General features: G+C 75.1%; 11 protein-coding genes and 1 pseudogene. 2 read left to right on the top strand and 10 right to left on the bottom strand.

Annotated elements, in window-relative coordinates:
* Positions 1-208: 208 nt before the first annotated feature.
* Positions 209-652 carry an ATP-binding protein gene (locus tag ACFYWG_RS02750; protein ID WP_383511362.1) on the top strand — a complete coding sequence of 148 codons (444 nt, stop codon included), beginning with the start codon at positions 209-211 and terminating at the stop codon, positions 650-652.
* Between the two features lie 41 nt (positions 653-693).
* The gene (locus ACFYWG_RS02755) at positions 694-1,056 is read left to right on the top strand and encodes a hypothetical protein (protein ID WP_376331058.1); all 363 of its coding nucleotides are present in this window, start codon (positions 694-696) and stop codon (positions 1,054-1,056) included.
* An 81-nt stretch (positions 1,057-1,137) separates the two neighbouring features.
* On the opposite strand, the gene ppk2 is transcribed toward ACFYWG_RS02755, so the two are convergent.
* From ppk2 to ACFYWG_RS02805, 10 genes and pseudogenes are all read right to left on the bottom strand, one after another.
* On the bottom strand, positions 1,138-2,100 hold the full coding sequence (gene ppk2, locus ACFYWG_RS02760; RefSeq protein ID WP_383511991.1) for a polyphosphate kinase 2: 963 nt from the start codon (positions 2,098-2,100) through the stop codon (positions 1,138-1,140).
* A gap of 35 nt (positions 2,101-2,135) precedes the next feature.
* Entirely contained in the window at positions 2,136-2,378 is a 243-nt protein-coding gene (locus ACFYWG_RS02765) for a DUF6411 family protein (RefSeq protein ID WP_376331062.1), read from the bottom strand.
* A gap of 205 nt (positions 2,379-2,583) precedes the next feature.
* Positions 2,584-3,870, bottom strand: coding sequence for an ABC transporter substrate-binding protein (locus ACFYWG_RS02770; RefSeq protein ID WP_389198846.1), 1,287 nt, complete (start codon positions 3,868-3,870; stop codon positions 2,584-2,586).
* A complete protein-coding gene (locus tag ACFYWG_RS02775) occupies positions 3,867-4,985 on the bottom strand; it encodes a branched-chain amino acid ABC transporter permease (RefSeq protein WP_389199450.1) in 1,119 nt (372 codons plus the stop codon). The genes ACFYWG_RS02770 and ACFYWG_RS02775 overlap by 4 nt, the downstream gene beginning before the upstream one ends.
* Before the next feature lie 19 nt (positions 4,986-5,004).
* Entirely contained in the window at positions 5,005-5,904 is a 900-nt protein-coding gene (locus ACFYWG_RS02780; protein WP_383511773.1) for a branched-chain amino acid ABC transporter permease, read from the bottom strand.
* A complete protein-coding gene (locus ACFYWG_RS02785) occupies positions 5,901-6,701 on the bottom strand; it encodes an ABC transporter ATP-binding protein (RefSeq protein WP_383511771.1) in 801 nt (266 codons plus the stop codon). Before ACFYWG_RS02785 ends, ACFYWG_RS02780 begins: the two co-directional genes overlap by 4 nt.
* Entirely contained in the window at positions 6,698-7,579 is an 882-nt protein-coding gene (locus tag ACFYWG_RS02790; RefSeq protein ID WP_376331071.1) for an ABC transporter ATP-binding protein, read from the bottom strand. The genes ACFYWG_RS02785 and ACFYWG_RS02790 overlap by 4 nt, the downstream gene beginning before the upstream one ends.
* A 207-nt stretch (positions 7,580-7,786) precedes the next feature.
* Positions 7,787-8,296: a GNAT family N-acetyltransferase gene (locus tag ACFYWG_RS02795; protein WP_383511832.1), complete on the bottom strand. Its 510-nt coding sequence runs from the start codon at positions 8,294-8,296 to the stop codon at positions 7,787-7,789.
* Between the two features lie 646 nt (positions 8,297-8,942).
* Positions 8,943-10,280 (bottom strand): PucR family transcriptional regulator, encoded by a 1,338-nt coding sequence (locus ACFYWG_RS02800; RefSeq protein WP_385413962.1) that lies wholly within the window; start codon positions 10,278-10,280, stop codon positions 8,943-8,945.
* Positions 10,281-10,545: 265 nt separating this feature from the next.
* Positions 10,546-11,745: pseudogene (locus ACFYWG_RS02805) on the bottom strand (LuxR C-terminal-related transcriptional regulator); the annotation flags it as partial.
* Positions 11,746-12,135 lie beyond the last annotated feature (390 nt).

Below are 12,135 nucleotides of genomic sequence, written 5' to 3' on the forward strand. Positions count from 1 at the left end.
GCGTACGGCTCGCGTACGCGTGCCGTACAGGGGCAACCGGGCGGCCCTGCCCACGCGGCCGCAGTCCCCTCCGGAATCCGGGCAGGGACCCCCGCACTCCGGCCGCTCGATGCGGTGAGCCCGCGGCCGGCGATGTCTGCCGGGCCGGGTGCCGGGTAGTCGGTTCTGGCAGGACGCCCGTGTGGTCGGAAGAGAGGTGGTCGGGGCCGTGGCGGTGAAGGCGATGGGGTGGGCGCACTCGTTTCCCATGTCGGAGGGAGTGCGCGCCGGGCGGGAGTGGACACGCGAGCGCCTCGAGGCCCTGCCCTGGGCCGCCGAGGAGCCGGACACGGTGGACTCGGTGGTGCTGGCCGTGTCGGAGCTGATCACCAACGCGCACGTCCACGCGCACAGCGACGCCCACCTGGTACTCACCTGGGACGGTGACTGCCTGCACGTGAGCGTCCACGACGAGGACCCCCGGCTGCCGCGCCAGCGCGACGCCCAGCCGGGTGAGGTCTCCGGGCGCGGTGTGGCGATCGTGCAGAAGCTCGCCGACGAGTGGGGCATGAGGTGTCAGCGGCACGGCAAGACGGTGATGGCGTGCTTCCGTCCCGCGGACCCCGAGGGCGGCGACGGCGACGCCCGGGGGCACGGCGGCGGCAGCAGTTGAGTCCCGCTCACCGGTGAGCCCGCCGCAGAAGGAGAAGTGTCGTGTACCTGGCACGAGGATCGAGTGACGACCCGTACGTCTGGCTCTGGGTCCTGGGCGCTCTCGCGCTGTACGCGCTCATCAGCTACGCGCTGGCCTACCGGGCGCGCGCCCGGCGCGGCTCCGCGCACCCGGCCAAGGACGCCGTGCACGACCTGAAGGACCGGGAGGATCCCCAGCCGCCCGAGGACCGTTTCGTCAGTCGCCTGATCATGTTCTGCGGCGCAGGGCTGACCGGCCTGGTCGCCTACCTGACCGGGGGCGCGCTGCGGGTCCTGGCCGTCGGCCTCACCGCCCTGGTCGCGGTGACCGTGTGGGCGTACTTCGACCACCGCACGCAGACACGCGCCGCCGCCGGGCGGTGAGAAGGACCGGACACCGCTCGTGACGAGGCCGGGCCCCCACTCCTCGGAGTGGGGGCCCGGCCTCGTCACGTGGTGAGAGCGTCAACGGGCGGTGGTCTCCGGGTGGTTGCCCGGCCCGTCCGCTCCCGGGGACAGCGGGGTGGGCGACAGCGTCGTGTCCTCCTCCCCGGGCTCCAGCAGGGTGTCGGCGGCTCCGACGATGAGGGGATCGGCGCTGCCGACCGCCTCGTGGTCCTTGTTGGCGTAGTCGATGCGCGAGAGCAGGCTGCGCATGGTCTCCAGGCGGGCGCGCCGCTTGTCGTTGCTCTTGACGACCGTCCAGGGGGCGTGGGCGGTGTCCGTGGCGCGGAACATGTCGACCTTCGCCTCGGTGTAGTCGTCCCACAGGTCCAGCGAGGCCAGGTCCGTGGGCGAGAGCTTCCACTGGCGCACCGGGTCGACCTGGCGGATCGCGAAGCGGGTGCGCTGCTCGGAGCGGGACACCGAGAACCAGAACTTCATCAGCAGCAGCCCGTCTTCGACGAGCATCCGCTCGAAGGCCGGGCACTGGGCGAGGAAGAGCTCGTACTCGTCCTTGGAGCAGAAGCCCATCACGCGCTCCACGCCGGCCCGGTTGTACCAGGAGCGGTCGAAGAAGACGATCTCCCCGGCCGTCGGCAGCTGGGCGATGTACCGCTGGAAGTACCACTGGCCCATCTCGCGTTCGGTGGGCTTGTCCAGGGCGACCACGCGGGCGCCGCGCGGGTTCAGCCGCTCGGTGAACCGCTGGATCGTGCCGCCCTTGCCCGCCGCGTCACGTCCTTCGCAGACCACGACCAGGCGGGCGCCGGTGTCCTTCACCCACCGCTGGAGCTTGAGCAGTTCGATCTGCAGGACGCGTTTGGTCCGCTCGTACTCCTTGCGGCTGATCTTGCGGTCGTAGGGGTAGTTCTCGCGCCAGGTCCGGATGGGACGCCCCTCGGCGTCGAGCACGATCGGCTGCTCGCGCCGGCTGGCGTCCACGGTCAGTCCGTCCAGCAGCTTGTCCGCGTCTTCGGCGTTCATCGTCCGGCTCCCCGTTCGATTGCTTCCGTCACCCGTCAGAACGGCATGCGGCCGCGGGAACGGCGGCCCGCCGCACCGCTGCGGCTCACCGCGCGGGAGCTGGAGTGGAAGGGCTTGCTGAAGAGCCGGCCCAGCGGGCCGGGCGCCTTGCCGCCGGCCCGGGCGCCGGCGCCGAGCGTCCGCTGCGTGCCGCGCTCCGGGTGACGCGACAGACGGGGGACGAGGAAGGCCAGGACGGCCAGGACCACACACACGCCGATGACTGCGGCGACCACCATGATCGTTCTCCTTCACACTGGGTGACGCAGACACGGGTGCCCCCGCCGGCTTCACCCATGTGGAGCAACGAAGGAGGACGTCCGGGCCGCCGGCCGCGATCATGCCCGCGCACAGCGAACCGGCCGCGGCCGGCGGCCGCCCGTCCTGCCGGCCACGGCCGGGCGGGTGCGGCTGCCGGCCACGGCCGGTCTCCGGTTCGGTGGGTCAGGAGGAGCGGGAGGCGAGGTACTCCTTCACCCCCGGCGCGGTGTGCGCGTCCTCGACGTTCACCGCGGCGCCGACCGCCTTGGCGTCCGGCTTGTGGATGTACGCCTCGGTGCTGGCGGGCTGCGCCTTGTCGGAGAAGTCCTGGGCGGTGCCGAGACCGACGTCCACGCCGGACTGCGCACGGTGCGCCTCGATCACGGCCTCCCGGGTGAGGCTGCCGCCCTCGCAGGCCTTCTTCAGGTCGTTGCCCATCAGGCGGGCGGCGTTGTAGCCGGAGAGGACGCCCGAGTCCAGGAGCGCGCCCGGGTACTTCTTCCGGTAGTCGGCGACCATCTTGCGCACTCCGGGCAGCTCGGAGCTGACGGCCGGGGCGGCGCTGACGACGTTCAGCAGGGCGGCGAGGGCGGGGGCGGCCGGGGTCTTCATGAGCTGCGGGGCGTAGCCTGGCGCGCTGGTGACGACGGGCACCTTCAGGCCGCGGGAGGCGGCCACGCCGACCAGGGAGGCCGTCTGGGCCGGTCCGGCGCTGATCAGGACGGCCTTCACGCCCTCCTTGCGCAGGGCGGAGACCTGGGCGGACAGGTCGGTGTCCGTCGCCTTGATCTTCTGCCCGGCGATCTGCAGACCCGCCTTCTTCGCGGCCCACTGCGAGCCCTCCAGGGCGTTGGCGCCGTAGTCGCCCTCGAAGTAGACGTGTCCGACGGTGTCGCCCTTGTCCAGGCCCTTGGTGCGGGTGAGGAAGTCGACCGCCGCGATCATGTCGATGTCGTAGGTGGTGCCCAGGACCTGCACGGCGTCGCGGCCGAGCAGGGAGGCGGCCCAGGCCTGCGGGAAGGTGAGCACCTTGTCGCGCTCGATGTCGTCGAGCAGCGCCGCCATCACGGGTGAGCCGATGACCTGCGGCAGCGCGACGACGTCCTCGGACAGGTCGGCGTAGGCGGTGACGGCCTTCTGGACGTCGTAGCCGTGGTCCTTGACCACGATCTCGACGCGCCGGCCGCAGATGCCGCCGTCGGCGTTGACCTCGTCCGCCCACATCTGCTGGGCCTGCACGATGCTCTTGCCGAGGGTGGCGTAGGGGCCGGTGAGGTCGGTCAGGGCGCCGAGTCTGATGACCTTGTCGGTCACTCCGGGCCCGGCCTTGACGCCGTCGGCACCGTCGCCCGCGTTCTTCGCGGAGTCGGCCTTGGAGCTGCATCCGGTGGCGGTGAGCAGCAGGACGGCCAGGGCGGTGGCCAGGAGCGTGGTGGGGCGTGCGCGATGCGTGTGGTGCGTGGACTTCACGGGGTGGGCTCCTTGGCTCGTGCGGACGACGCGGGTGCGGGTCGGGGCGAGGGGTGGGACGGGGGCGGTGGGGCGTTGCGCCGGTGATGCAGGCGGGCGCGCAGGCGGCGGGCCAGCCCGTGCAGGCCGTCGGGGGCGAAGAGGAGGATCAGGACGATCGCCGCTCCGTAGAGGTAGCGGGCGGCCTCGGTCGGGCCGACCGTGCCGCCGGTGGTGCCGGGGGCGGCCACCAGGGGGAGCTGGTCGGCGTAGCGGGTCATGAGCAGGGGCAGCGCGGTGACGAAGACGGCGCCGGCGGTGGCACCGGCCACCGAACCCAGCCCGCCGATGACGATCATCGCGAGGTAGTCGACGGACAGCACCAGGCCGAAGTAGTCGGGGACCACCCGGCGGAAGGCGAGCGCGAGCATCACCCCGGCCAGGCCCGCGTACATCGAGGAGACGACGAAGGCCGCCGAACGGTAGCGGGAGACGTCGACGCCCATCACCGCGGCCGCCGTCTCGCTGTCGCGCAGGGCGACCAGGGCCCGCCCCGGGCGGCCGCGGAGCAGCCCGCGGGCGGTGAACCAGGTCAGGGCGAACAGCGCGAGGCTCAGGTACCACAGCCGCTCCTCCGCCCCGAACGGCACGCCCAGCAGGGTGAGTCCGGAGTCGGCGGAGAAGGAGAAGCCGCCCAGTTCCAGCGGCGGCACCGAGCGGCCGTTGAACCCGCCGGTGACGGAGTCGGCGGTGAGCAGGACGTGGTGGCCGAGGAAGACCAGGGCCAGGGTGGCCACGCCGAGGTAGACGCCCCGTACCCGGCCGGCGACGGGACTGAACAGCCCTCCGGCCGCTCCGGCCAGCAGGACCGCGAGCACGGCGGCCACGGCGGTCGGCAGCCCGGGTCCGGGTTCACCGGACAGCCATACGTAGCCGTAGGCGCCGACGGCGAGGAAGAAGGCGTGCCCGAGGGAGAGCTGGCCCGCCGTGCCGGACAGCAGGCCGAGGCCCACCGCGCCGACGGCGGCCGCCATCGAGAACAGCCCGATGCGCAGCCAGAACGCGTCGAGGTAGAAGGGCAGCGCGCACAGCACGACGGTGACCGCGAGGATCCGGCCGAGGCGTGCGGCACCGATACGGTTTCCGGTGAGCCGGTCAGACACGGACCGCCGCCTTCCCGCCGAACAGCCCGGTGGGCCGCACCAGCAGGACCAGCACCATCACCGCGTAGGGCGCGACGTCGCCGAAGCCCTCGCCGAGGACGTGCAGGTCGGACTGGTAGCCGGCGACGAGCGCCTCGGTCATGCCGATCAGCAGGCTGCCCGCGAGGGCACCGGGCGGCGAGGCCATCCCGCCGAGGATCGCCGCCGGGAACGCCTTCAGGGCGATCTGCCCGGTCGTGCGCTCCAGGCCGGGCGCCGGGAACGCGGCGAGGAAGACCGCCGCGAGGGCGGCCAGCGCCCCGGCCAGGCACCACGCCAGCATGCGGATGCGCACCAGCCGCACGCCCATCAGGGCGGCCGCCTCCACGTCCTCCGCGGAGGCGCGCAGCGACAGGCCCCACGAGGTGTACCGGAACAGGGCGAAGACGCCGGCGATGACCGCGGCCGAGACCACGATCGCCGCGATGCGGCTGTCGGCCACGGTCACCGGGCCCAGGCCGCTCACCGCGTCGCCCCAGGGGTCGCCGAGCGAGAGCAGGTCGCCGCCGATGCGCCGGGAGAGGTCGGTGAGGATGAGGATGTCGACGCCGATGGTGACGATGGTCTGCACGTGGGCGGCGTGCGGATCGGCACCGCCGCCCGCCTGGAGCAGGAAGCGGTCCATGGCACCGGCCACGGCGGCCGTGACCAGCACGGACACGGCGAGCGCCCCGGCGAAGCCGAGGTCGTCGTGGAGCACGGCGGTGAGGTAGCCGCCGAGCAGGAGCAGGGAGCCGTGGGCGAAGTTCATGACGCCGGAGGCCTTGAAGATGATGACGAAGCCGAGCGCGACGAGGGCGTAGACGGCCCCCAGCGCGAGGCCGTTGAACACGTTGTCCAGCAGGGTGGTCATGCCGCGTCCTCCTGTTCGGCGCCGGTGCCCAGGTAGGCGCGCAGCACCTCGGGGTCGCGGCGGACCTCGTCCGGGGTGCCGTGGGCGATGACGCGGCCGAAGTCGAGGACGGTGACCTCGTCGGCGAGCCGCATCACCAGGCCCATGTCGTGCTCCACCAGCACCACGGACAGGCCGAGTTCGGCCCGTACGGCGTGCACGACCTCCACCGTGCGGGCGCGTTCGGCGGCGTTCATGCCGGCGACGGGCTCGTCCAGCAGCAGGACGCTGGGCTCCAGGCACAGGGCGCGGGCGAACTCCACGCGCTTGCGGTCGCCGTAGGAGAGCAGTGCGACGGGGCTGTCGAAGTGGGCGGCCAGGCCGGTCAGTTCGGCGATCTCACGGGCCCTGCCGAGGTGGGCGCGCTGCTCGCGGCGCGCCTGCGGCAGGCGCAGGGCGCTGGCGGCGAAGCCGGCCCGGGACAGGGCGTGGCGGCCGAGCATCAGGTTGTCGGCGACGGTGCCCTGGGTGGTGACGATGTTCTGGAAGGTGCGGGCGACCCCGAGGCCGGCGATGCGGTGCGGGGCGAGCCGGGTCAGCTCGGCGTCGCCCAGCCGCACGGTGCCCGTGGCGGGGCGGCACAGACCCGACAGCACGTTGAAGCAGGTGGACTTGCCGGCTCCGTTGGGCCCGATGAGGGCGTGGACGGTGCCCGGGGCGACGGTGAAGGACACCGTGTCCAGGGCGGTGAGTCCGGCGAACCGCACGGTCACGTCGGTGACGGCCAGTTCGGGCGGTGCGGTGGTGCGGACGGTCACGCGGCTCCCTGCCCCTCGGTGCTCGCGGCGGAACGCGCGGGCCCGCCGCTCCCGGTGCCGTCGGCGGTCTCGCCGGCGCGGGCGGTCCCGGCCGGGCCGGTGGTCCCGGCGGCACCGGTGGTCTCGCCCAGGTAGAGCCGCCGGACGGCGTCCGTGCGGGCCAGTTCGTCCGCGAGCCCGGACAGGCGGACCTCGCCGACCTCCAGGACGTGGGCGGTGTCGGCCAGGGACAGCGCCATGCCCGCGTTCTGCTCGACGAGCAGGACGGCGGTGCCCTGGGCGTTGATCTCGCGGATGACGTCGGCGATGCGGTGGACCATCTGCGGGGCGAGGCCCAGGGACGGTTCGTCGAGCAGCAGCAGGCGCGGCGCGGCCATGAGGGCGCGGCCGATGGCGAGCATCTGCTGCTCGCCGCCGGACAGCAGCCCTGCGGCCTGGCGGGTGCGTTCGGCCAGGCGCGGGAAGAGGGTGAAGACCCGTTCCCGGGCCTCGGCGACCTGGTGGGGGCGGCGCCGGCCCAGGCCGAGACCGCCGCTGCGCAGGTTCTCGTCGACGGTGAGCCCGGCGAAGACCCGGCGCCCCTCGGGCACCTGGACGACCCCGGCGCGCACCGCGGCGACCGGGTCGCGCCCGTCGAGTTCCGTGGTGCCGTAGCGGATGCGTCCGGCGGTGATCGCGCCGCGGTGCAGGCGCAGGGTGCCCGACACCGCCCGCAGCAGGGTCGTCTTGCCCGCGCCGTTGGCGCCGAGCAGGGTGACGACCGTGCCGTGCGGGACGGTCAGGGAGACGGAACGAAGGGCGGACAGGGCGCGGCCGTAGGTCACGTCGACGCCCTCGATGTGCAGGGCGGGCTCTTCGTCCGGTGGTGCTTCGGGCATCACGGCTCCTCGGGTCCCGTGCCGTCGGGCACGGGTGCTTCGGGGGAAGGGCAGCCCACGACAGCACGGGCGCGGACGCGCGGTACAGGTGTCCGGCCCGGGTGGCTGCGCGGTCCCAACGCCGCAGGCCGCAGACTGTGCGGCTGCCCAGAGCACGGCGGCGCCCCCGGGGTGGGGACCCCGGGGGCGCCGCAGGAACAGTGGGAATCAGACCCCGAAGGCGGCCGGGTACCGGATGGTGCCGGTGGGCACGGGGCGGGTGTCGTCCAGCGCCAGGGCCATCATGGCCTCGTCCGGCACGTCGAAGGGGGCGCGGACGCCGAAGCGGGAGGCCGGGGTGAACCCGAACCGCGGGTAGTAGTCGGCGTGCCCGAGGACGAGCACGAGGTTCTCGCCCCTGGCACGAGCCGCGTCCAGCACCGCGCGGACGGCGGCGGAGCCGGCGCCGGTGCGCTGGACCGACGGCAGGACGGCGCAGGGGGCCAGGGCGAGGGCGGGCGCGCCGTCGACGTGGCATCGGGTGAGCAGGGCGTGGCCGACGAGGGTGCCGTCGGGGGCCTGGCTGACCATGGAGAGGCCGTCGATCCAGGCGCTCGGGTCGGCGCGCAGGGCGTCCACGAGGTCCGCCTCGTCGGCGGTCGGGAAGGCGGCCAGGTTGACGGCGCGGACGCCGGGGATGTCCGAGGGGGTTTCGGGGCGGGTGGTCCAGGTGCTCACGGGGGTTCCGTTCTCGGGGGTCGGAGGGTGGTCGTCCGAGCCCTCGGCCCGGACGACGTCGAAGTGGCGGTCGGGGAAGGGGAGTCGGTCCATCGAGGGGTCGACCGTCGTGATCCGCCCGCCCAGGCCCGGGGCGTCCGCCCGGGCGGCGAGCCCGTCCGGGCGGGGCCGGTGCGGTTCCACACCGGTGTCGTTCCCGCCGGTCTGCCGGGCGAGCACCGGCGCGGAGCGGCCGGTTCCGGGGCCCTGCCGGGGCAGGCCGTGCTGGAGCGCGGAGAAGGCCTCCGGCGCCGGTTCGGGACACTCGGGGCCGGTGGGGCTGTCGGTCTCCTCGCCGCTGCCGCAGCAGGGCGGGGTGTGCTCACCCAGGGACGGGAATGGTGGGTACATCGTGGAAAGCCCTTGAGGAAGGGGCCCCGATGAGCGCGGGACGGTCATCGCCGCGGCCTGGTGGGCTCCAGGGCGGCGTGGGACGTCAGGTCAGACCGGGGCCCGGGACGTGAGGATGGTCCGGCGGGCACTGCGCACGGCAGCGGTCTCCACGACAGTCATCGACTCACCTCCCCCTCGGTTCCCGCAGGCGGCCCTGTTGCCTCTGCGGCGGACACGCTAACACGAGGCGCGACCGGGCCTGCGGGCCGCCGCGTCAGCCGTGCCGCAGGCGGCGGGCCGTGAGGGCGAGGCTGATCTCCACCACGTCGTGCGGGCGGGCCAGGGATCGGCCGATCAGCTGTTCGCAGCGGCGCAGCCGGTTCAGGACGGTGTTGCGGTGGCAGTACAGGCGCTCACCGGCGCGCTGGGCCGAGCCCTCGCAGGCGAACCAGGCGACGAGAGTCGCCAGCAGGACGTCCCGGTCGGCCGGTTCCAGGCGCAGCAGCGGGCCGAGCACCTGCTCGGTGAGGGTGGCGCCCAGCTCCGGACAGGAGCCGACCAGGGCCTCGGGCAGATGCTCGGCGAGCCGGACCGTGCCTCCCTCGGCCGGGCAGATGCTCAGGGCCAGGTCGGCCAGGCGCCGGGCGTCGCCGACGGCGGCGAGGCCCGTCACGGCGTTGCCGATGCCGACCCGGCGGCCCGGGGCCCCGTCGGCGGGCACGCCGAGTGCGGCCAGCGGGTCCCGGTGCGGGGTGCCGTACCCGCCGGCCGTCTCCCCGCCGTCCGCCCCGTCCGGCCCGTTCGGCGCGCCGTCCCCGAGCAGGACGATGCCGTAGTCGACGTCGGCCCCCGCGTGCCAGTACGTGCCGTCGCCGTGCGCGGGGGCCAGGGCCCGCACGCCGGTGAGGCCCTGCGGCCGGTCGCAGGCGACCGCGACGACGACGTACCGGCCCTGCTCCGGCAGGCCCAGCCCCTCGGCGGTCTCCGGGAGGTCGGCGATCCTGCTGGTGCCGTCCAGCAGGGCGGCCGCCAGCAGGCGCACGCGGTTCTCGCGCCGCCAGGCCAGCTGCCGTTCGGCCTGGCGGTAGGCGTCCGCGACGAGCGTGCAGTGCTCGTCGACGAAGTTCCACACGTCCGTGGCCACGTGGACCAGGAGCCGGATGTCCTCCGGTTCCGCCCGGGCGGTCTCCTCGACCAGCCGCTGCCACACGAGGGACCCGCCCAGCCGGAACGCGTGCAGCAGCGCGTCCAGCGGCAGTCCCTGCTCGGCCCGGGCCACCCCGATCCGCCAGGTGCAGCGGTGGGCCGCCTCCCGGCTGCCGCGCGGGTCGATCAGCGAGGTGACGCTGTGCCGCAGGGAGCGGTACGCCTCCTGCCAGGTGCCGGTGCGGTCGTTCTCCAGGGCGGCCCGGTACGCCGGTTCCTGCTCGCCCAGGACGGCCAGCAGCCGGTCGGTCAGTTCCGGCAGGTCGTCGAGCAGGACACGGGCCGCGCGGTGCAGGACGCGCAGCGCGTCGGCGTCGATCAGCGACCTGATCCTCCGGGTCCGCGGCTGCGGCGCGGGCAGCGGCCCGGTGCGGAACGTCGTGCGTGTGCGTGCGGCAGGATGCATCGCGGTCCTCCCCCGACATCGGCCTTCCCGCCGCCGCGCCCCGCCGGATCCGATGAACGCCGGCGGGCACGGCACCGGGACGGGCGTCGTCACCCAGTACTCCTGCTCCGAAGAATGGCATACCGTCCGGTCGGTCCCCAGACTCGTGCGGGCATCTTCTGCGAACGGAGGGCCTTACTCCGGTTGGCGGGGGCCGTGCGCGCGGGCGGCGGGGGCGGAGGTCAGGGGCCGGGCCGCGGAGGCCGGAGGCCGGCCGCGGCGGGGTTCAGCGGCCCGGGTCCCGGTCCTCCCGGCCCACCATGCGCGCCAGTTCCATCCGTGAGCGCACACCGAGCGCGGCGAAGACGTTGCGCAGGTGGTAGTCGACGGTGCGGGTGCTGACGGCCAGGCGCCGGGCCACCTCCCGGTTGGTCGCGCCCTCGGCGACGTGGCGGGCGATGCGCAGCTGCTGGGGGGTCAGCCGCGACAGCCCTCCGGCCGGCTGCTCCGCCCCGGACGCGACGCCGTTGGCGCGCAGTTCAGCACGGGCCTGCTCCGCCCAGGCACCCGCCCCGCAGCGCTCGAAGCCGACCAGGGCGGCCCCCAGCCGGCCCCGGGCCTCCCGGAGCCGGCGGCGCCGCCGCAGCCACCGGCCGTACAGCAGCTCCGTGCGGGCGCGTTCGAAGTCGCCGCCCGACTCGTCGTGCAGCGCCAGCGCCTCCAGGTACAGCTGGTCGGCCTCCCCCTCGTCCGCGGTCAGCAGGGCGCGGCAGCGGGCGAACTGGGCCGGTGCGTGCGGATCGGCACCGAAGGCGGCCCACTGGGCGAGGTCGCCGAGCAGGTCCCGGGCGTCCTGCGGCTGACCGGCGAGCACGGCGGCCTCGACGAAGCAGGGCACCGCCAGCATCCAGACGGCGAAGTGCCCGCGCCTGGGGCCCGGGCCGACCAGCGGGGTGAGCCGGTCGGCGGCCTCCAGGGGCCGGCCGCGGGCCAGGTCGGCGCGGGCCAGGGCCCATTCGGCCAGGGTCGCCGCCTGGGCCAGGCCGTGGCGGCGGGCGACGCGCAGGGCGGCCGAGGCGTACCCGGCGACCGCTGCCGTGTCCCCCTCGATCGAGGCGGCCAGGGCGAGCATGGCGTGGTGACTGGCCGCGGTGTTGTGGTGCCCGCCCGCCCGGGCCGCCCGTACGCCCTCCTCGGCGTGGGCGCGGGCCTGCGCGTGGCGGCCGGCGCGGAGTTCGGCGTAGGCCAGGTACTCCAGCGCCCGCGCCTCGAACGCGGCGCACTCCGTGCTGCGCGCGGCCGCGAGGGCCCGGGCGCCGGTCGCACGGGCCGCGTGGACGTCGCCGAGCAGCAGGGCCGCGGCCGCGGCCCGCAGCAGCCGCTCGGGCCGGTCGTCGGTGCGTGCCCGGTCCAGCACGCGCCGCAGCGGCCCGGCGGCGCGCTCCGGGTGCCGGGCCAGCAGGGCGCGCATGCCGTCGCGGTAGTCGCGGAGGAAGGGATCGGCCGGGGCCGGCGGTCCGCCCCGTTCCGCCGCGGGCTGGGCCGCCGGGCCGGCCCCGTGGCCGCCGGAAGCGGTGGTAGTCGCGGCCGGGCCGGGGTGGTGGGGGCCCGCCGCGGTCCGCCGGATGTCCGCCTCGCCGGGCAGGAGCAGGGCGGGCCCGGGCGCGGACCGCCCGTCGAGGGTGGCCAGGCAGGCCGCGATGTCACCGGCCGCCCAGGCGGCGTCCGCCGCGCACAGGCGGGCGGCCTCGGCGCCGTCCGGGTCCTCGGCCGCCAGCAGGGCCGCGGCCAGCATCAGGGACTCCCGAGCGTCGGCGACCGGCCCGCCGGCCAGCTGGCGCCTGCCGCGGGCGAACGCGACCCGGCCGCGGTGCGC

The sequence above is a fragment of the Streptomyces sp. NPDC003456 genome, from assembly GCF_042878735.1.
Lineage (GTDB): Bacteria > Actinomycetota > Actinomycetes > Streptomycetales > Streptomycetaceae > Streptomyces.